11 protein-coding genes and 2 pseudogenes are annotated in these 22,175 nt (G+C 36.7%); 7 read left to right on the forward strand and 6 right to left on the reverse strand.

Annotation, left to right across the window (positions count from 1 at the left end):
* Positions 1–325 precede the first annotated feature (325 nt).
* Positions 326–4,264 (forward strand): S8 family serine peptidase, encoded by a 3,939-nt coding sequence (locus tag CRO45_RS00590; protein ID WP_097147684.1) that lies wholly within the window; start codon positions 326–328, stop codon positions 4,262–4,264.
* A 305-nt stretch (positions 4,265–4,569) separates the two neighbouring features.
* Positions 4,570–6,018, forward strand: a complete 1,449-nt coding sequence (locus CRO45_RS00595; protein WP_097147685.1) for a hypothetical protein — start codon at positions 4,570–4,572, stop codon at positions 6,016–6,018.
* Positions 6,019–6,156: 138 nt separating this feature from the next.
* On the opposite strand, the gene CRO45_RS00600 is transcribed toward CRO45_RS00595, so the two are convergent.
* From CRO45_RS00600 to CRO45_RS00610, 3 genes are all read right to left on the reverse strand, one after another.
* Positions 6,157–7,533, reverse strand: coding sequence for an MFS transporter (locus CRO45_RS00600; RefSeq protein ID WP_097147686.1), 1,377 nt, complete (start codon positions 7,531–7,533; stop codon positions 6,157–6,159).
* Between the two features lie 85 nt (positions 7,534–7,618).
* Positions 7,619–7,915 carry a Dabb family protein gene (locus CRO45_RS00605; protein WP_097147687.1) on the reverse strand — a complete coding sequence of 99 codons (297 nt, stop codon included), beginning with the start codon at positions 7,913–7,915 and terminating at the stop codon, positions 7,619–7,621.
* 10 nt (positions 7,916–7,925) lie between these two features.
* On the reverse strand, positions 7,926–9,173 hold the full coding sequence (locus CRO45_RS00610) for a flavin-dependent oxidoreductase (protein ID WP_097147688.1): 1,248 nt from the start codon (positions 9,171–9,173) through the stop codon (positions 7,926–7,928).
* Between the two features lie 254 nt (positions 9,174–9,427).
* On the opposite strand from CRO45_RS00610, the pseudogene CRO45_RS20240 reads away from it, so the two are divergent.
* Positions 9,428–9,994, forward strand: a pseudogene (locus tag CRO45_RS20240) (S-layer homology domain-containing protein); the annotation flags it as partial.
* A 111-nt stretch (positions 9,995–10,105) separates the two neighbouring features.
* Positions 10,106–10,468 (forward strand): annotated as a pseudogene (locus CRO45_RS20245) (CAP domain-containing protein); the annotation flags it as partial.
* Between the two features lie 363 nt (positions 10,469–10,831).
* On the opposite strand, the gene CRO45_RS00620 reads toward CRO45_RS20245, so the two are convergent.
* Positions 10,832–11,527: a response regulator transcription factor gene (locus tag CRO45_RS00620; RefSeq protein ID WP_097147690.1), complete on the reverse strand. Its 696-nt coding sequence runs from the start codon at positions 11,525–11,527 to the stop codon at positions 10,832–10,834.
* A 150-nt stretch (positions 11,528–11,677) separates the two neighbouring features.
* On the opposite strand from CRO45_RS00620, the gene CRO45_RS00625 reads away from it, so the two are divergent.
* The gene (locus CRO45_RS00625) at positions 11,678–12,715 is read left to right on the forward strand and encodes a zinc-binding dehydrogenase (RefSeq protein WP_328588566.1); all 1,038 of its coding nucleotides are present in this window, start codon (positions 11,678–11,680) and stop codon (positions 12,713–12,715) included.
* Positions 12,716–13,083: 368 nt separating this feature from the next.
* Here CRO45_RS00625 and CRO45_RS00630 read toward each other — a convergent pair whose 3' ends face one another.
* Both CRO45_RS00630 and CRO45_RS00635 read right to left on the reverse strand, forming a co-directional pair.
* On the reverse strand, positions 13,084–14,499 hold the full coding sequence (locus CRO45_RS00630; RefSeq protein WP_097147692.1) for an amidase: 1,416 nt from the start codon (positions 14,497–14,499) through the stop codon (positions 13,084–13,086).
* Complete coding sequence (locus tag CRO45_RS00635) at positions 14,492–14,674, reverse strand: hypothetical protein (RefSeq protein ID WP_097147693.1); 183 nt, start codon at positions 14,672–14,674, stop codon at positions 14,492–14,494. Before CRO45_RS00635 ends, CRO45_RS00630 begins: the two co-directional genes overlap by 8 nt.
* Before the next feature lie 476 nt (positions 14,675–15,150).
* On the opposite strand from CRO45_RS00635, the gene CRO45_RS00640 reads away from it, so the two are divergent.
* The gene (locus CRO45_RS00640) at positions 15,151–20,271 is read left to right on the forward strand and encodes an S-layer homology domain-containing protein (protein ID WP_097147694.1); all 5,121 of its coding nucleotides are present in this window, start codon (positions 15,151–15,153) and stop codon (positions 20,269–20,271) included.
* Between the two features lie 291 nt (positions 20,272–20,562).
* Entirely contained in the window at positions 20,563–22,131 is a 1,569-nt protein-coding gene (locus tag CRO45_RS20325; RefSeq protein WP_097147695.1) for an S-layer homology domain-containing protein, read from the forward strand.
* Positions 22,132–22,175 lie beyond the last annotated feature (44 nt).

Below are 22,175 nucleotides of genomic sequence, written 5' to 3' on the forward strand. Positions count from 1 at the left end.
TGAATATTGTGAGTGAGAAATTAGCGAGGGTACCTAGTTCGCTTTACAGGAGGCTGTCTGTGATGATAGTTTTGTATCACTATGGAATCATTGAGCGATTATAAATGTAATAAGTACATAGTCTCACCTTGAATCAACACTTCCATCTACTTTAGATGTAAGTGCTTTTTTTATTTTTATGATAAATGAATCAAATTTACCATAATTTTGAATACGAGTTTGGACAAGCGCATATATAGTTAAATCTCATTCTATGTATAGATTACTTCATTTCATAGAGTGATATAGTCAAAAAGTCGTCAGTGGAAAAGGGGGAATGGTATTGATGAAGAAGTTAGTGAGTAAGTTCTTTAGTGCGTTTCTCGTACTAGCTATGGTCTTGTCCATGTTTAGTCCAGCGGTGACTGTTTCGGCAAATGAGGGAACTCAGCCGTTTAAGCAAAACAGTCCAAGCGAAAGCACGATGCAGTTAAAGGCAGCGATTGCGGAACAATTAAATGTAATCGATGGTGGGCCAAAGCTGCACAGAGATTTGGAAGGATTAACCGGTGATCAGGATGTTCCGGTCATTATTCATTTATCTGAAAAGCCTGTTGCTCTTGAAAAGGGCTTAAGCCAGTTAAAAGGAAAAGGATTTTCAAAATCACAAGAAAATTCTGTTAGAGGAAAAGTACAAGCCCAGCAAGCTAAGGTTAAAAGAGAATTAAATGCAAAAAAGGTTAATATTCAAACAGGGTATGAGTTTGATACAGTGTTGAACGGTATTGCTGCTACTGTTAAAGCAGATGACCTCGCTGAGTTACTAACTGTTGATGGGATTACGTTAGTTGAACCTGATACGATTGTCTATGCAATGGAGGAACCAGAAGCATTCGTGCCAACAAAAGATGGCAATGTAGATGCAATGATGAATACAAGTATCGGCTTCTTAGGGATTGAAAAACTTTGGGCTGAAGGTATTGAAGGACAAGGCATTAAAGTTGCTGTACTAGATACGGGAATTGATGCAGATCATCCAGAGTTTGCAGGGATTTATAAGGGTGGTAAGAACTTCGTACCTCATACAGGAACTGATTACGCAAGAACTCGTGCTGAAGATGATGCATCAGAAACATCTCCACTAGATAGGCCAGCACATAGACCGGAATTCGATGCTAGCGGTAGATCATTCTATACGAGTCATGGGACCCACGTTGCTGGAACGATTGCAGCAATTGGTGCTAATGAATATGGAATTAAAGGGATTGCTCCAAAAGTTGATCTTTATGCGTACCGAGTACTTGGTGCATATGGAAGTGGATCGACTTCTGGAATCATTGCAGCAATTGAATATGCTGTTCAACAGGAAATGGATATTATTAATCTATCACTTGGTGGCGGATCTAACTCAGAAACAGATGCTAGTTCATTTGCCATTAATAACGCAATGATGGCTGGAACGATTGGTGTTGTTGCGACAGGAAATTCAGGTCCAAACCGTGGAACGATGGGCACTCCATCGACATCTCGTCTAGGAATTGCTGTAGGTAATACAACGAATCCAGAAACGATGTACAACGGAGAAGTCAATGTTACGGTTGGTTCTTATAACTTAACAAAACAAATTCAGTTAATGGCAACAACGTTTGGACAAGACTTAGCGACACAACTTCAAGGGGAATTTGAGTTAGTTGCGATTCCTGGAGTTGGAGTAGCGACGGATTTTGACGGAATTGATGTAAACGGGAAGGTTGCGTTAATTTCACGTGGTGAAATTCCTTTTGTTGATAAGATTGCCAATGCGAAAACGAATGGTGCAATCGCAACGATTATTCATAACTTTGCTGGTGGTACAAATGCACCGAATGCATCTGGCACATTTTTAGGTGATGCTTTTGAATTTATTCCAACGTTTGATATGTCTCAAACTGACGGGGATGCAATACGCGCGGCTTTAAATGGTGGAGAGGGTACTGTTAATTTTGGTAACTTTGGCTCTACTTCGACAGCTGGAGATGAGGTAAACGATTCAAGTTCACGTGGACCTTCTACGCCGAACTTTGATATTAAGCCAGATGTAACTGCACCTGGTACGAATATTATGTCTACAATTCCAATGTACAAAGCAGATTACCCGGAAGCTGTTTATGATGAAGCATATGCTCGAAAAACGGGAACATCAATGGCAACACCACATATTGCAGGGATTGTAGCATTAATTAAGCAAGCAAATCCTGACTGGAATGCTTTCGATGTTAAGGTTGCTTTATCGAATACTGCAAAGCTACTGGATACCTCTAAATATGATGTGTTCGACCAAGGTGCAGGTCGTGTAGATGCTTATGCGGCAGCTCACGCAAGTGTACTTGCTTATGGATTGGATACGGCAGTACTAGATGGTGGTGGAGCAGTAGTTGAAAACTTGAAGGGAACTGTTACTTTTGGGCCGCAGCCATTAAAAGATGGTGATGTTTCGGTTACGAAGCAAGTTCTTGTTAAAGATTTAAAGGGAATTGGCGGAAATTACACAGTGACAGTCCAGACTACTAAATCATATGGTGATGCTCAAGTAACAGTGGACAAGCCTTCATTCACATTGAATGGTGAAGAGATGTTGAATGTTACATTAACGGCTTCCCAATCGGATGCACCAGCAGGATCTGAAATTCTAGGATATATCCATATTAACGGTGGAGGCTCAGAGATTTCATTGCCATTTGCAGCTGACTTTGGTGGAGTTGCTCAAACAGAAATTCGAGATATGGCGATAACTGAAACAGACCTGTCCTTTAATGGAGATGGAGTTAAGGATTCAGCTGATCTTACATTCAAACTTACAGGGGATGTAGCTACAAACTATATTGAGCTTTGGGATATTATGAATCCAGATGGTGGGTATTACGGCGACGGCTACATCGGTTACTTACATGCTGGTTCTTCACTTGGAGCAGGGTCGTGGAGGTTAGGTGTTACTGGTCAATATACACCGTGGGGCACTTCAACTAAAGCAGCAATCCCTGATGGATTATATACAATTGATTTTACTGCTCAATCAGCATCAGGAGTTATCAGTGACTATGTAGGACCAATCGTAGTGAAAACAACAAAACCAGAAGTCGCTGGTACGGTGGCAGATGGTGCGGTCACTGGACAAGTAACAGACAAATATATTGAATACAATACAGCGTTAGTTCGATATGGCTTAGACTATGATTTAAATGAAAAACTGAAAGCTTCATATATTGCAACCGTTGATGGAGTCGATGCGGCTGCAGTGGAGTTCGAATTAGCGCAAGACGGAACATTTACATTCCCAATGCCTGAGGGTGCTGAATCGGTAATAGTCGTAATTACTGACGCTGCAGGAAACGTTGGGGAACTAGCTATTGAAGGTAAAGCTGAACCAGAAGTGACACTTGCTGTAGATCCATCAGAACTTAATTTAACAACTGGCGATACAGCACAACTGACAGTAACTGAAACATCCACACCAGCAGAAGGTCAACCGACAGAGAAAGATGTAACTGCAGAAGCTACGTATGTAGTTGCTGACGAAAAGGTTGCAACGGTATCTAACGGTTTAGTAACTGCGGTAGGTAAGGGATCAACAATAATTACGCTTACTCATGGTGAAAATGAAGTAACAGTTCAGGTGACTGTGACAGATTCTGTAGTTGTTGAACCAGGAGTGAAACTAGTTGCGGATACAACTGAACTTGAGTTGGAATTAGGAACAGAAACGCAACTAACGATTAAAGAAGTGACAACAGCGGCTGATGGTAGCGACACTGAAAAAGATGTAACCAAATCAGCAAAATATAGTGTAGCAGATAAAAAAGTAGTTTCGGTAAAAAATGGCTTAGTCAAAGCAAATAGTGTAGGAACTACAACAATTACTGTTACAAACGGTAAGAATGTACAAGAATTGATAATCAATGTGACAGTTAAAGAAGCTGAAGGGACAGATCCAACTGATCCGACAGACCCAACAGACCCAACAGATCCAACAAATCCGGAACCAACAGTGACACTAATCGTTGAACAAACGCAACTGAATTTACAAGCTGGAGATAAAGTAAACTTGGTAGTAAAAGAAGTAACAACAACAGCTGATGGTAGCGAAACAGTAGATGTAACAAAAGATGCTGATTATAAAACTCAGGGTCCCGTTGTTAACGTAAAAAAAGGCGGATTAGTTGAAGCCAATAAAGCAGGAAATCAAACAATTACCATTACTTATGGTGGGAATACAGTGACTGTTGAAGTGACAGTTACAGGGAAGTAATATTAGTTATAAAATTTAGTCCCTTGATCGAGGATATCGGTCGAGGGACTTTTTTTATTTACAGCAAAAGATGTTTTAAACGATAAACACGAATTGTAGTGATTTGTCGGAATTGTTTGTGTACCTCGCACTCTATTTTTATTATTGTAAATATTTTCATTTAAATATAATATTAGGTATGTAAAAATTTGTAAAAATTTACAAAGTAAACTGGTATCGTGATGCTGGATTACTACTAATAACAGAGTGTTATATTATAGATTTGTTTATTACCAAACAATATTAACAACCGTAGGAGGATAAAAGTGAAAAGAATATTTGTTAGCTTTTTATTAATCGTACTAATATTAGCCAATACAATTCAAGTGAGTTTCGCGACTGCCTTTGAGAAAAAGGAAAGTCAAACTCTGATTGCCTCAACAACTTCTTCAGCAAAATTTGAAACGATTCAGTGGAAAAAGGAAGTTGACCCTTATAACGGAGTATTGGATTTAGCTGAAATCAAATTAGGTGAAGATGATTTTATAGGATTTGATATTCTAAAAGATGGTAAGAGAGTCGATGAAGATTATAAGGTAGCAAAGACAAAGTTCATATTTAAAACTGAGCTTGAGCTAAATTCCAATTATTCATTAAGAGTCATTACAAATGAACATAAATTTGAAATTAAATTTAAGACGAACGGTTTACCAGTAATCTATGAAACTGGTGAAAGAATAATAGTAAAAGTTCCAGCAATGCCTGAAAAAGGCTTTAATTGGCCTTATTATCTTGCAATTCCTTCAAATCAATATAAACAAGAAAATAAAGATTTTAAGAGATATCTACTAGTAGACGGTCCTAATACGAACGGTAGTAATTTAGAAGACTTTGAGAAGTGGGTGAAGGATACCTTAACAAATAGAGGTGAATACTCTGTAGAAGTCGCTGAAAAGTTATGGACTCCAATGCTTATGCCAGCATTTCCTCGAACAGGTTCTAGTTATAAAAATAATGGTGAGCGTAATACATTTTATGAACATGCTTTAGATAGAGATATTGCTACGCTTCACAATAAATTAGAAGATCCAAATCTGAGGAAACAACTTGAAGATGCATTTGAAAAAGAAGGATATGATGTAGACAAGTTTTCTAATCTAGATGAACAACTAGTGGCAATGTTTGAGCATGCTGTAGAGTATTTAAATGAATATGGACATCAAGTTGAAACAGATAAGATGTTTTTAACTGGATATTCTGCAACGGGTACATTTACTGATCGTTTCACTGCATTGCATCCAGACAAGGTAAAAGCAGTTGCTTCTGGAGGAACGCTAGATGACATGTTTTTACCAATGGCTGAATATAAAAATGAGAAATTGATTTTCCCTCTAGGAACATATGATTATAAGGAAATTACTGGAGAGAGCTTTAATTTAGCATACCATAATAATGTAGCTAGATTAGTTTATATGGGGAAAGATGATCAAAACAATACACTTCCTAATGGTGATACGTTTGGAGATACAGAAAGAAACATAATGACGAGACTTTGGGGAGTTCCGGTTTTACCTAGGGCTGTGGCAAAAATTGAATTGTACGGAAAAAGTGGAGGAAAGGGAATCTTTATATTAGATAAGGGAATCAAACATAGTTATTCAAAGGATGTCAGAGAATATTTAATTGAATTCTTCAAGGCTAATCGAAATTCAAATAATCCAGTTTACCCTATTCCAAAGAATCCAGAGCAATTACAATATACATTATTTAAATAACAAAATATTTTAGTTAGCCTGTCTATGAGTAGCTCATAGACAGGCTTTTTAAATTTCCTGAAATTGTAGTGAATTGTCAGAATTGTTTGTGTACCTGGTACGCGAAATATTCAGAATTGTTTGCGTGCCAGGTACCTATTATAAACGTGAATTTTGCATCACAGGAATTTGTGCTTGAGAGGAAATCTCTGTTTCTGTTGAATTTTCTTGTCGATAATGAGCATATTTTTCCTGAACGAAGATGATGGCAATTCCGCCTAGGAGTGCTGCTGTGCCGATAAGGGTAAAGTTCATTTGTGCAGATAGATTCATTGTTAAGAGGATCCCCACAAATGTTGGTGCAAAAATGCCACCGACACGACCAAATGCCATAGCTGCGCCAACGCCTGTTGAACGAACTTCCGGTTGATAGTACTGGGATACGAATGCATTGCTAATATTTTGAACACCGACTGACGATGCCCCTATAATTCCAATTAATACATACGCGAGTGCTGTGTTGTTTGTTAATCCGATGGCAGATAATGCAATGGCGCCAAAGAAATATAAAGGTACCATCACTTTTTTAAAGCCCCATCGATCGGTTAAACGCCCGAACACGATTGTACCTAAAATAGCCCCCACGTTTAAAGCCACTACAAACAATAGACTATTACTTAAACTGTACCCTGCTTCAATCATTAGTTTTGGTAACCATACATTCATCGCATAGATGAGAACGAAGCAAGAGAAACAAGAAATCCAGAACATAATTGTGCTTTGGGCTAGCTTATTTTTAAATAGGTGTACTAGAGGTGAACCTTTTATCTTTTTAGCCGGTTTTGCAAAGACTGTATCCGGAGCAAGTGGTTCTTCAGGATTTAGTCTGTTTAGGATTCTTCGTACTTCCTCGTCTCTTCCTTTAGATAACAGGAAGTTTGCCGATTCAGGAAGTTGTTTCATCAGGAATGGCATGAATACTAAAGGAATCGCTGCAATCCAAAAAATTGGTTTCCAGCCGAGTTCAGGAAGTAGCGATTTACTAAACATGGCTGCAGCAATTGCTCCAATGGAATACCCACAGAAAATAAACGACACAATCGCTCCTCTTATTTTTTTCGGTGCGTACTCAGTAGATAGTGCAATGACATTTGGCATAACGCCGCCTAGTCCAAGACCTGCAATGACACGCATGATTGTGAAAATAACCGGTCCTCCAGCGAAAGTTGACAGTGCAGTAAACAAGCTAAACATGATGGTACAGATCATGATGACTTTTTTTCGACCAATTTTATCGGCTAATAATCCAAAGATAACTGCGCCAAGTGCTGTCCCTGCCGCTGTATAGCTTCCGATAGCACCAGCTGTAACAGTCGAAATTGACCACTCATCCATAAGGGCAGGAACAACAGAACCATAGATTACAACATCGTACCCGTCCATTAAAATAATAAAAAAGCACCAAAAAATTAGAGAAAAATGAAATGAACGAAAGCGACTTTTATCAATTTTTTCGTTCGTTTGAACAACATTCATTACTATACACCCCTATAATGTAATTACTTTAGTGCATGAACGCTTCAACGCGTTTGCGCACTAAAGTGTTATGTGTAAAAAAAAATTACTGAATCTCAAAATCAACAATAATCGTATCTTCTACGCCAATATCCTTCAGATAAGAAAGGACTTTCTGATGCTCAGGGTGGGGGAGATAGTTTTCTAAAGAAGCCCGATCTACAAAACGAGCAGTTAACCCGACTTCATATCCTTTGCTTCGCTCAGAAAAATTGATGCCCTGTTGGATATCGATAATACCTGTTATTTTCCCTTTAAGTAGCAACGTTCTATCGATGAGTTCTTGTTTTTGTTCCAACGTTGTAGTTGGTAAAAATTTAATTAACACGATATGTTCAATCATCACGGTACTCCTATTTGTTGTTGATAGATTCCTGGTCAAAACCAGCAATTTGTTTATATTTATTGGCAATTTCAGCAAGCTCATTGTAGGAAATCACATCGTATATGCTATCAAAGCCTTCTGGTGCACGTTCTTCAGCGATTTGCATCACTTGCTCTGGACCATTTTGTCGATTTTTTAAAACAATATTTGCTGTTGCTTCGAGTCGTAAAGTCTCATATTCCTTTAGTGCAAGCTCGGCATCTGGTTGTTTTTCAATAACTTGTCCCAGTGCGTTGGCATCTAAAATCGCCTGTGACGCCCCATTTGACCCGATTGGATACATTGGATGTGCCGCATCACCAAGTAATGTCACGCGTCCAAATGTCCATTGAGGTAGTGGATCACGGTCGACCATTGGGAATTCATAGACTGCTGTTGCTTCTTCAATAATTTTTGGTACATTTAACCAGCCAAAGTCCCAGTTTTTAAATGCAGGAGCAAACTTTTCTTTATCGATTTCTTTGTTCCAATCTGCGCGGGATGGCATTTCATCAATCGTAAGCTCGGCAATCCAATTAATAAGAGAACGGCCTTCCTTAGCTAGTTCCGGACTAATTGGGTAAGCTACGAATTTTTGATCTTGGAAACCAGCCATAATCATGGATCTCCCTGTTAAAAACGGATCTGCTTCCGTAACACCACGCCATAAAATACGACCACTATATTTTGGTAGCCCTTCGTCTGGATAGAAATGTTTACGAACGGCAGAATGTATACCATCTGCTGCAATTAGGATATCTGCACGGTATGAACCAACATGTTCGCCTGTTTTTTTATTTTCAAAATGTGCGACAACGCCGTCTGCTTCACTTTCAAAGGAAGTGAAATGATGACCTGTAAACACAGTTTCTTCACCCAACTGCTCTTTTACAGCGTTCAGAAGTAGCATTTGTAGGCGTCCACGGTGAATCGAGTATTGGGGCCATTTATAGCCTGCCTTCAAACCTCGTTCTTCCTGCCAGATTTTCTGTCCAAATTTATTGACGTACATAAGTTCAGCTGTTGGTAAGCCTGCTTTTTCAAGTTCATCTGTTAAACCTAGTTCTGTTAGTACTTTAACGGAGTGAGGTAATAGATTGATTCCAACTCCTAGTTCTTTAATCGTTTCGACGCTTTCAAACACTTTCACTAGCACGCCAGCGCGGTGAAGTCTGAGAGCAGTCACTAGTCCGCCGATTCCACCTCCGACGATGATTGCTGTTTTGATATTCGGCAAAACAATCCCTCCTGTATAAGTATTTTGAATACTTTCCTTTTTCTAAAATAATATAATGTTTTTATTATTACACATGTTTGGTGTTGGGACTAGTAAACTTTTAAAAAATTTGTCGAATTTAGTAGAGGAGGGGAATCGGGTCGAGAATAATAAAGTGATAAGGACAAATTTCTTATAACTATCAGTTAGGTAATCCTCTCTATTATTTCTTCGCTATTTTTATAGTATATTTAAAAACAAGGAGGCGAGTGATTATGATTAAAAGTAAAAATAGATATAGTTTTATCTTTGTAATAATTTTAAGTTTTGTATTTTTATTTTCAACTAATGTAGGCGCGGCGAAGAGTTTTTCGGATTTGGGTAAAGTGAAGTGGGCAGCGGATGAGATCTATTACCTTAGCGAAAAGAACATTATCAGTGGTTACCCAAATGGCAAGTTTGGACCGAATGATAAGATTACTAGGGAACAAGCTGCTTTAATGTTAGTAAATGCGTTATATCCGAATGAAGCAGTCAAACAAAATCCTGGTTTTACGGATGTACATACTGGTGATTTCTATTATCGTGCGGTGGCCATTGCCAAAGAGAAAGGGATTATCAAAGGTTTTACAGATGACACTTTCAGAGGTGATAACTTCATAACGCGTGCGGAAACGGCGTCGATGATTGATAATGCTTATAAGGTGACAAGAGGGGACGCGAAAGTAAGTTTTTCTGATATTCCAACTACTTGGTATACAAATAGTGTGCTAGATTTAGCGTCGAATAAAATCGTTAATGGTTATACAGATGGTACGTTTAAGCCGAATAACCATGTAACCCGAGCTGAGTTTTCAGTAATTCTTGCTTATGCGATCGAACCAAGTTTCCGTCCTGACGAGGTTGCTAACCATGTTCCTCAACCGCCAGAGTCAGAAGTACATGAATTTGTGAAGCAAGTCGTAGCATTAACGAATGAAGAAAGAAAACAATACGGTTTAACTCCGTTACAATTGGACTTAAAATTAAGTAATGTGGCACAAGTGAAATCGGATGATATGTATCAGGTTGGCTATTTTGATCACAACAGCCCAACTTATGGTTCGCCTTTTGAGATGATGGAAAGTTTTGATATTACTTATATGTACGCTGGAGAAAACATCGCTAAGGGTTTCCGTACTCCTGAAGACGTTGTAGAAAGTTGGATGAACAGCCCTGGACATAGAGCAAATATATTAAATGTAAACTTTACTCATATTGGTGTTGGTTTTGAATCCAAAGGATATAACTGGACGCAGATGTTTATTGGGAAATAATAAGTAGGGCTTCACATTTGAAAAAGCATGGCAAATCGCTTGGGTTGCCATGCTTTTTATATTCTGTGCTGGAATAAGGGTAGAATTTCCCTCTATTATAAAAAATGACGTGAAATTCGTTGAAATAAGAGGAGAAATTCCCCTTAAGCGCTAAAAATATCGCGAAATTTAAAGATTTTTACAAAATAAGCGGAAAAACTACCTTTATTTTCATTGAAATAAGGACGTTTTTTAAAATAGAGGGAATTTATCCACTTATTTATCAATGCCAGCAACCCGTTTAATGCCAGGCACCAATTACAATACATAAATTGTAGTGAATTGTCAGAATTGTTTGTGTACCTGGTACATAAACAGTTTCCACTAAGACAAAATCCCTCTCCGAAACATTTCCGTAATTGCGTGGACTCGATTTTTTGCATTTAATTTTTTTACCGCTAATTTCACATATTGTTTGGCTGTTAGTTCGCTAATGCCAAGGGTATCGGCTACTTCTTTTGTTGTATTTCCCTCCGCAATGCGCGACATGACTTCTAATTCTCTTTTACTTAATAGGTCGTCTCCAGCTGAATGGAATGATGAATGAATCATTTTACCAATTCTGTTACCGAATTTAGTCATTTCATTTAATAGACTTTCATCCACCTTAGCAAATTCTTGTAAATGTAAACTGTGAATGTATCCATAAACAAATGATCCTTTGAATAGTGGAGTTACTAGAAAACTCGAAACATCCCGGTCAATGACATAGTGACTGCTCGTTTTTTCGAATAATTCAACCCCTTCGCAAAACATTGCTTTTCGCTTTTGAATTGAATCTAAAATGATTGTTACCGTTCGAACGTCGTACCGTTCATCATGTATGTAATGAATATGGCCATCCTCAAACGAGATGACACCCTCTGAAAGAAACCCAATCGGAGAATAACGAAATAGACAGGCGTCTTTCACTGGAAAGTATTCTAAATATAGTTCTAATGTTTTTACCATTCGTCTTTCTTGTGTAGGCAAAGTCTCTAACTCTTTCGTTCTAGCTAAAATGGTAGTTGAATTATCCATTATATCTACTCCTTTTGAAGGTAGGTACTCATGCAAAAATGGTAATATACTAAATATTAAAAATATTATACCATCAAAGTATGAAAGCGCTCACTATTATTATCTTAGAAACTAGCTTTCATTTTTATTTACATAACAAAGGGGGAGAATATGATGAAAGCACTAGTAATCGAAGGGGTTAAAAAGGCTGTAGTCAAAGAAGTACCGGTTCCTGAAATCGAAAGAGATGGCATTCTTATTAAAACAATGGCGAATGGTGTTTGTCGTAGTGACTGGCACGTTTGGGTTGGGGATCATGGCATTGTTCAACCAATTATCGGTCATGAGTTTTGTGGGGTTGTTGAAGAAGTAGGTCCGGATGTAAAGAACTTCAAGCGCGGAGATCGCGTTATTGTTCCTTTCTCTGGTAGTGACGGCACATGCCCACACTGTCAAGCTGGGAACACAAACCTTTGTGATTCATTCCTAGTACCTGGAACTGCATACCAAGGTGGTTACGGGGAATACGTTGCAATTCCAAAAGGTGATCGTAACGTTATGCATTTACCAGATGGACTAAGCTTTGCTGATGCAGCTGCATTAGGATGCCGTTTTATGACATCTTATCATGGGATAGTGGACCGGGTACAAGTTTTACCAGGTGAAAGTGTAGTTGTATACGGCTGTGGTGGTATTGGTTTATCGGCGATCCATATTGCTGCTAATATGGGCGCGACAGTAATTGGTGTTGATATAAACGACAGTAATCTTGAGTTAGCTAAGAAGTTAGGTGCAGATGTTGTAATTAATAGTAGAAACACAAATCCAGTAGAAGCTGTAAAAGAGCTAACTAAAGGTGGCGCCGATGTTTCTGTAGACGCACTAGGTATTGCAGAAACTTGTTTAAATGGTATTAACAGTTTACGTAAAGGTGGACGCCACTTACAAGTTGGGGTAACAACGAAAAAAGAAGGCGGCTTCATCTCTCTTCCAGTTGATGAAATGGTAATCAATGAAAAGTCATTCATCACAACGCTTGGTATTCCAGCTGCTCGTTTCAACAAACTTCTTGACCAAGTAGCTCAAGGAAAATTAAATCCAGGTCAAATGGTAACTCGTGAAATTAGCCTTTCTGAAGTAGAAGGCATCTTTGAAGATATGAGTAACTTCAAAACAACAGGTACGTTTGTTGTGACGGATTTCTCATAATTAGGGAACTTAAAATAAGAACGGGCAAAGGAAAATTATGGATTTTTCCTTTGCTTGTTTTAATTTTAGATCATTAGCGGAGAAATTCCGCCTAATGTATTAATAGAGGTCAAAATAAGCTGATATAAGCGGAGAATTTCCGGTTACTTGCCAAAAATAAGGTGAAAAACAGTCAATTTGAATAAGATAAGCGGAAAAACTCCGTTTAATCTCATGAAAATATGTTTGTTTTTTAATTTAAACGGAAAAATTCCGCTTATTTTCCAATTCCCCCTAAATTGTAGTGAATTGTCAGAATTGTTTGTGTACCTGGTACACAAACAAAAAAGGACAGCGGTATTGCCTGTCCCTTTTCGTACGTTCTTCTATTATTTAGCCACCAAAATATTAGGCTTTCTATTTTCCATTAGATTGAATTGCTCAATCGCATAACCTACATTCAATACTTTACCTTCTTGGAATGCTGGTCCGATTACTTGTAAGCCGATTGGCAAGTTACCTTTGAATCCAACTGGTACAGATAACGCAGGAAGTCCTGTTAAGTTACCAGGGCCAGTGAAGCGAATGATGTTGTTGATGAGGTCAACTCTTTCGCCATTTAAGTCTACTAAGTCGTCACCGATATCATTCGCAACAACCGGTAGAGTTGGTGCAATTAGAACGTCGACTTTTTTGTAGATTTCAGTGAATTCCGCTTTTAGTTGTCTTCTTACTTGTTGAGCTTGTAAGTAGTCCACTGCTGATGGAAGTTCACCTAATTCGAATAATAGACGGATATCGTCACCGAAATCTTGTGGTCTTGTTTTTAGGTCTGAATGGTGAATCGCTGAAGCTTCAGATAGAGAAGTTACTAGTTCAGCCCACTCTGCGTATTGTAGAGAAGGAATGCTTACAACTTCTACTTTCGCACCTTTGCTTACTAGTAAATCAATTGCTTTACGAACCGCTTTTTCAACATCCGTATCGACTTGTTTGAAGAAGTAGTCTTCATTTACACCGATGACTAGATCTTTCACGTCACCTGTTAATTGATTCACATAGTTGTCCACAGGAAGGTTCACAGCAGTTGGGTCGCGATGGTCGAAACCAGCAATGATTTCAAGCATAGCTGCTGCATCTTTAACAGTTTTTGTCATTGGTCCAATATGGTCAAGGCTCCATGCTAATGGGTAGCAGCCAAACTTACTTACGCGACCATGTGTTGGTTTTAGTCCAACGATACCGCAGATTGATGAAGGAATTCGAATAGAACCAGCAGTGTCTGTTCCAAGAGATGCCACACTTGCACCTGCTGCAACAGCTGCACCTGAACCACCAGAAGAACCACCAGGAATTTTAGTTGTGTCCCAAGGGTTACGTACTGGACCGTAGTGAGGGTTATTGTTTGTAATACCCCAAGCATATTCATGCATGCTTAGTTTACCAGTGAAAACAACCCCAGCTTCACGTAATTTTTCTACAACAGTTGCGTCTGCATCTGATTTGAAGTCTTTATGAATTTTAGAAGCCATCGTAGTGACTTTATCTTTAAAGTATAAATTGTCTTTCAACGCAAGTGGAATCCCGTGATACATCCCTTTGTAATTACCATTTGCGATTTCAGTTTCAGCTTTTTTCGCGTCAGCTAAAGCTTCATCGTCATAAAATTCGATATATGAATTGATGACTGGCTGACTTTCGTGAGCGAATTTTAGGATTTCTTTAGTTAATTCAACAGGAGATAGTTGTTTTGATTCGATTAGTGGAGCAAGTTCCTCAACAGATTTCAAATGTAAATTACTCAACGTGGTCACCCCCTGCAATGTTCTTCAACGCAATATCTGCGTCATCGATTTTAATGCCATCCAGATTTCCTCGTAAATCAGCCATTTCCTTCCAACGAGCTTCTAAGATCTCTAGATGTTCTTTTTTCGGAGAAATACCTTTACTAACGAGCAATTGTTCTACTGTTAAACTCAACAATATTCCCTCCATCTATCGTTTTCTAGCGATTTTCACCGCATAAATCTATTATAAGATAGTTCGAATCTATTTTACAGAATTTTCAGTAAAATGATAGTTAAGTATGATGAATCGGCAATTATTCTACATTTATTTTATGGTTTTAGGGAGAAGAGGATAGGAGTTAGGTGATAGAATTAGGGAGTTTATGGAATATTGCTCAAATAGGGTTTGAGAGATACCGAGGGATAACCAATTTCTGTAATACATTTAGATATAAGAGACATTCTTTTCAAGGAATGTTCAACAAATCATAAAAATAGCTCTAAGAGAGTTAATTGTTAACTCAATACTATTAACTGTTCAACTTCGTTATCCATTTAACTATAAAACTTTTAAGTTGCTTGTTATTAATACTATTGCAATGTTACTAGTGATATAGGATGATTATCTGTAAGATAATTACATTAATGTAATGGAAATGGAGGGGGAATATGAAAGTTCGATATTATCTTGGTTTGGGGATATTATTTACCGTTTTAGTAATTTCCGTAAGTACATCAAACCTTACTTTTGCGGATGAGAATGTTAATAGAGCTATTAAGGTAGATCTAGTAGACGAAAATCGTTTAATAGATTGGGCTAGTGTTTCTATAGTATCTGAAGAGACGGGTTATGAAACAGGATTTAATTTTGATAGGGAAAGCGAATCATTCATTGTAGAAGAAGACTCTAATATTGATTTATATTTAAACTATACAGTTACCTGGAGAGTGGAGTTTTCAGAAAGTGGTCAACGTTATGTTTTTTTCGACCAAGTATCCTTAACGGGTGATGAAATATTCTCACTTAATACTATTAGTGTTCCTACCTTAGAGAATTTAAGGGAAACTAGTATTGTAAATGACGTTGAAGAGATAGAGTCTTCCAATTTACGGTTAATAGTTGGGAATAGAGCTACTTCTTGGCATTATCTAGATAATCATACTCCGATTCATTTATTAGTGAAGGAGGAAAGTAGTTTACTAATAAAATTTAGTCTGCAAGGTCAAGGAACAATGGAAAACTCGTATCTAATTTATGATGAGATTAGTTTTTCAAATGAAAGTAATTTAATTAGTGATTATGTGGAAAATCTTGCACATCTTCAAATAGAAGAACCAATGGATACCATCTATTTTAATATGCCTGGAATCAGTTTTACTGCTCAAAATGCGAAGGATATTTATATTTCAAAGGGAAAATATAATATCAACTATTATATTGATAATTTAAGATGGACTGGTACAGTCACAATCGAGAATGATGAAATATTAAATTTACCTTCTATTCCAACACAAGTAGATGTTACATTAAGAGATTTTCGTACAGATGACAATGATCCGACAAAAGTTACTATAGGTTACGAGGTAAAGGCAAATTCTAGCAACTTCCATGCGGATAATCTTGAATTTACAACTAAATTACTGAAGGATGAAGCTGTAATCGAGGAGTTTATTTCAAAATCGAATTATAACCATAAAACAGTTGATTTTGGGGACTATCCATCAGGAACATATACTTTATTAGTTTCAGTGACAAAAGGAAATGAAAGTATTACAGGAAGTACATCAATTACCTATACTTCGCCATGGCAGGAGTTAAAAGGGACAATCCTGACTGCTGAAAATGAAGAAGGAATAATAATGAAAGATACAGTTGTTGAGCTGTATCAAAAAGTATCACAAAGATATGAAAAAGTTACAGAAGAAAAAGCGACAACTAGCGGTAATATTGGTGAGGTATTTATACCAGATGCTTACATTTTAAAAGATCAAGATTATGTTTTGGTTGTTAGAAGTGATGAAAATAAAGTTGCTTATATCTATGATTTTATAGGCCAATCAACAAAACAAATACATCTTGAAGGATCAGAGTTAGATGAGTTTCAATTTGATACTGCAGGATTAAAAACAGTAGAGCTAATTTTAGATTACAACTATTATTATACAATTCCTGTAAGTTTTTTATCGCCCGAATGGAAAGTTGACTTCAGTTTACCATTCAATTTAACCTGGTATGGAGAAAGTATAGAAGGCACTGTAGGTTACGAATATTTTGGGCCAATAAATAATAATGAAATTCAATGGAATTCATACAAACCTTCAATTAAATATAAAAACGCAACAATTGGTAGGGATTTTGAAGACGCTAAATATTTACACTATAATACGACACAAAAACATTGGCCGTTAACCTTAAAAGTTAAAGATGGAGAAATCATTTATGAAGGATTAATTAATCTAGATAAGGGGATAGATGAACTTGCATTTGGTGAATATACCGGTGAAATTATCCATGTAAATTCTGATAATATTTACATTCAATATAGAAGCATTGCTTCCTCATTAATGAATATTTCTGGAGACAATCTCAAATTTGTTTATAGTTTCGAAGATGAATCAGGTAATATTACTGAGCTGACTACAAATAATTTTAATAGTATTCTTTTAGATAAAGAATTAATAGAAGGTGTATACAAAGTTTCTTTAGTTAGTGCAACCATAAATGAAGAAATCGTTAAATTGAAAATGAAAGATCAATTCGTCACACTAGGTGAAGTCACTCCCAAAAAGATACTAGATAAAATCTATCTAAATCCAGATACACCTTATGGAAAATTCCATTACGGAAATATTCAAATTTTTGATCCAGAAGAACAATATCCAGGCCTTGGCTATCCTTACCAACTTGTCACTTATAATTATAATGATGGAGAACAAGCTTTTGTTGCAGGGTACTCAAATAAACTAGAGCCAAATAAAAAATATACCGCATTAATAAAGATACACGTCAAAGGAAAAAATTCATATATTCCTGTCATTGAACTAAGAGAAATAACTGGTACAGAATTACTTGCTATATCAGATAATAATCCACTTGAAATTTCTGGGGACTTAAGAAAGTTAATCGTTAATGCTGATGACGGATTACTTGATGATATTGGGGTCCAATTTAATTTTAATGTCTTAGATAGTGATAACTTTAGCCAGGATATTTCTGGCAATGAAAAGATAGAGGCATATCTTTCACCTGGAACCTATAAAGGTTTCATAAAATTACAAGATATAAATACTAAAAAATATATAGATATCCCGGAATTTCAGTTACTTGGTGATAAGGTTATCACTTTAAACAAAAGGGATTTGGCTAAATTTGAGGTCTTAAGAAATGGTGTGGAATTACCTATACTTGATTTCAATGTAAAAGATAATTATCTTAACGGACATTTATCTAATAATCCAATTACTAGCTATTATATTTCAAAGGGACAATATGCACCATTTAAAGTCTCAGTTGGAATAATAGATCAATACGATACACCTTGGGCTTATATCCTATCACAAGAAAACAAAATGATAATAGAGGATACACAATTTGAATTTACAGGTATAATTGATGGCGCAATTGATGAAATCAATGTCATTAATAATCGCCGAATCCAAGCACACATAAACTTATCCTCTGGTCAGTTTTCAATTGATGGTATTTACCATGCTGTAAAAGATTCAAATCGTCAGTTACTAACATTATCAGTTGAAGAAAGTCCAATTCGCGATTATTACGGATTATTCGATAGGTTAAATGAAGTTCACGCAGCATACCGTGTTTTAGATGAGTATGGTAGAGAAGTTATAAATGGAGCAAGTGATGCTCACAATTTGACTGAACTTGATATTTATTTTCCAGATTTAATAGATAAACATACCTATACATTAGAAGTAACAATTCCAACTTCGCCACGTAATTCTCTTAAATTGGAAAAACAATTTACAGTTGATTTGGAGCAAGGAAGATTTGTTAATATTACTTCACCAGCTGTTTACTCAATTCTGAATAACGAAATTATTACAATTGAAGGCAAAGCAAATGAGGGTGCGATGTTAGCCGTTACTGTAATGCAAGGAAATGTTGTAGTAGATTCAAAGAATTTTAATGTTACAAGTGAAAGAACATTCTCAGTACCAATTAAGATTCTTCACGACGGAAATTATACAGTAACTGTTTCAAATGAAGATATAGAGCATAGCCTTCAGTTCACTGTTGACCGTACAGCACCCGAAAGTGTAAAAAATATCGAGCTTATCGAGGATAAAGATGGTTTAAGAATTGCATGGGAAGCTTTAGAAGAGTTCATGGTTTACAAAGTAGAAGTAGCTGAAAATGATGGGGAATTTATTGAAGTTGTTTCACAGACATCTACAAACTATGTTTTAAGTAATCTAAAACCAAGTTCTAATTATAGTATTAGAATAATTGCAATTGATCTTGCAGGTAATAGTAGTGTTTCAAAAATTGTGACTAAAAAAGCTACTACACAAAACCCAGGTTCAGGAAATGACGACGGGAATCCAGGAGATACAGATAACGATTCTGGAAGTGATAATAGTGGTGGTTCTGGGAACAATAGCGGTAGTAATAATGGAGGCAATACCACTAACACTACTCCGGAAAGTCAATCTGAACAATCAGTGGTTGTGAATAAAGTAGATATTTTAGATCAATTAAATGATTCAACTAGTACGCAAGTGACTGTTGCAGCAAAAAAACTAACCCAAGAGAATTCGAGTAGTATTGTTGAAGTACCTTCGACTACTTTGAAATCAATTTTAGAGACTGGAAAAACATTAATCATTTCGACAGGCGAAGTGACAATAGAAATCCCAACAGCCATTCTACAAGAATTATCACAGAATAAACAAGGAAATATACAATTTTTGCTTGAGTTAGTACATGACCATACCATCGATGGTTCTGGACAAGCTATCTCTGATGTATATGAATTTTCAATTAAGGGTGAGGTAAATGGGGAATTAACATCGTTTACAAACTTTTCGAAATATATTGATGTGTCTATTCCAGTAAACGAAAATGAAATAAAGGATTTAGAGAAGGTTGCTGTCTACTATATAAATGAACAAACAAATACATTAGAGTATGTGGTTAGTAAAATTGAAGATGGAAAATTAACGTTCAAAACGAACCATTTCTCAAAATTTGTTGGTATTGAAAACAACAAAACATTTATAGATATTAAGAATTCATGGGCAAAGAACTATATAGAATCACTTGCCTCAAAATCTATTATTAATGGTATCAATTCTGAAGAATTTGCTCCGAATGACTCTATTACTCGTTCACAATTTGCAGTTCTATTAGCTCGAGCATTGAATTTGCAAAAGAAAGAATATGAAGGGATATTCCTCGACGTTAATGAATCAATGACTTGGAGTGTTTATGAAATTGAAGCTGCATATCGTGTGGGGATTATCAATGGATATAACGGCAAATTCAATCCAGATGAGAAGATCACTCGAGATCAAATGGCCACTATGATTATTAGAGCAATTCAATATGTGGACCCACTTATTTTAGAAAATGTATTAAGTAGTAATGTTGCTTTTGTTGATGGAGCAACCATTCCTGAATATGCAAAGGAAAGTGTACTACTTGCTTCTGGGCTAGAGATTATTAGTGGGAAACAAATTAATGGTCAATTATTCTTTGCTCCAAGTGACTATGCAACTCGAGCTGAAACAGCAAAAATGCTTTATATGATGCTTGAAAACTTATAAGAATATCAAAAGTTCCTGTAAATTTTTGCAGGAACTTTTTTCATTTAGTTTTTTTATATTTAAGGTCAGTTTTATTTATTATAGTAGAAACTCAATTAAATTGAGAGTAACTACCTAGCAATCTTACAAAATGGTAATTTTACATTATTTTTATCATTTATTTATCATTCGATTCGTATTATGATAGTTCATGTAGCGCAGAGGTGATAGAAATTCTGTGAGACATAGATTTAGAACTTATTAGATTTTAATAAACTTAATTATAAAAAAACTATTTGGGGGAATATATAAATGACTTTAAAAAATAAATTATTCACTACTTCAGCAGCAGTAACATTAGTAGCATCGGCAATCGTACCGGTAGCATCAGCGGCAGAATTCCAAGATGCAGATCAAATTAAAGATTGGGCAAAAGATGCGATTGAAGCTTTAGTGAATGATGAAGTACTTCAAGGTGATGAAAATGGAAACTTTAATCCAACTGGCGTTGTAACACGTGCAACTGGAGCAGAAATTCTTTACAAAGCGAAAAAATTATCAACAGAAGGAACTGAAGATTTCTCGGATGTAGATAATGAAGATTGGTTCTACGAAGCAGTCGTTGCAACAGCACAAGCTGGCATCTTTGAAGGAAACGACCAAGGTCAATTCAACCCAAATGATATATTAACTCGTGAACAAGCGGCAACAGTAATCGTTCGTGCTTTTGAACTAGAAGGTGAAGCGGATTTAAGCGAATTCGCAGATGCTGATCAAGTTTCAAACTGGGCAAAAGAAGCTGTAGAAATCGCAGTAGCCAATGGTGTTATTAAAGGTGACGGAACTTCATTAAACCCTGGCGATGGTGTTAGTCGTCAAGAAATGGCTTTAATGGTTCACCGTGTATTAGAAAAACAAGTTGAAACTCCAGAACCAGAATCTGCACCAATCGTTGAAAGTGTAACACTTAACTCTTATGACGAAATCGTAATCGAATTCAAAGAAGCGATCGGTACTGAAGTAGACGCAAGCAAAATTACAGTTGCAGGTTTTGAAGGCAATGAAGCTAAGGATTTAACAGACACTCACTTCACAACAACTGTTGAAGAAAATAAATTAACTCTTACTGCTAATGAAGACGTGCAATTTGCTACATCTTCTGAAGGAAATGGCGATGAAGAAGTTAATCTAATCTCCTTTGCTGAAGGTGCAGTATTATCAGTAGGAACAGAAGAAACAGCAGTTGAAATGGCAGCATTAGATATTGCTGAAGGTACAGTTGAAGAAGATGGCAAACTTTCTGGCGTTAAGTTTACTGACAATGCAGCTCCAGTTTTAGTATCTGCAGAAGAAGTGTCAAATACAGATGTAACTTTAACTTTTTCTGAAGAGATCGTAGTTACAGGTGAAGTAGCACCTTTATTCAGCACTAATGAAATCGTAGGTCTGTCAACTGATGCATCTGAAGATACTGAAAACACTTTAACAGTAACATTCGAAGATGCATGGAAAAATAGCGAAACTGTTTTAGAAGATGTAACAATTGAGTTTGCTTCAACTGAAGAAATTTACATTGCTGATGCAGAAGGTAACAAAGTTGCAACTGCTGAAATTACAGGAGTTCAAGAATTTGTAGAAGAATTACCAGAATTAGTTGAAACACCAGAAACACCTGAGGTACCTGTAGAAGAAGAAACACCAGAAGCACCAGGAGAAGGTGAAACAGAAGGAACACCAGAATCTCCGGAAGCAGTAGAACCAACAGAAACACCAGAAGCTCCGGAAGCAGTAGAACCAACAGAAACTCCAGAAGCTCCGGAAGCAGTAGAACCAACAGAAACTCCAGTAGCTGATGAAACACCTGCAAATCCAGCAGTATAAGATCAAAAAATATAAGCTTTAATTCATTACTCTCTCAAAACTAA

Origin of the sequence: Ureibacillus acetophenoni (assembly GCF_900220965.1) — a bacterium.
In the GTDB taxonomy this organism is placed as follows: Bacteria; Bacillota; Bacilli; order Bacillales_A; family Planococcaceae; genus Ureibacillus; species Ureibacillus acetophenoni.